The organism is Gemmiger formicilis, from assembly GCF_016901605.1.
GTDB lineage: Bacteria > Bacillota > Clostridia > Oscillospirales > Ruminococcaceae > Gemmiger > Gemmiger formicilis_B.
The window spans coordinates 1-212 of the sequence record NZ_JACJKP010001086.1 but is presented as its reverse complement, the minus strand read 5'-3'; the positions used below and the strand labels follow the sequence as shown (position 1 = coordinate 212).

At 42.5% G+C, this 212-nt stretch carries 1 protein-coding gene; it reads left to right on the top strand.

Translation table 11 applies throughout. The features are described from left to right. Nucleotides 1-212: hypothetical protein (locus H6B10_RS17850; protein WP_204652602.1), on the top strand; the 212-nt coding region annotated here is incomplete at both ends.

Here is a 212-nt window from a genome sequence, read left to right as displayed (position 1 = left end):
CGGCCAATTGGTGAAAGTTGTCAAATTGGATAAATTTGCAAATGACTTTGCTTTATCTGTGGAGCAAATCTTTCCGAATGATACCTTTGTTGCAGAAAAGAGAAATGGTCTGGAACACAGTCCCGTTTGTATCCGTGATCTGAATTTTGCTGCCGGCCGGTTCAAAAAATGTTCCATAAGCGTAACAGTCGGAGGTCCCGTTTACAGAAAGG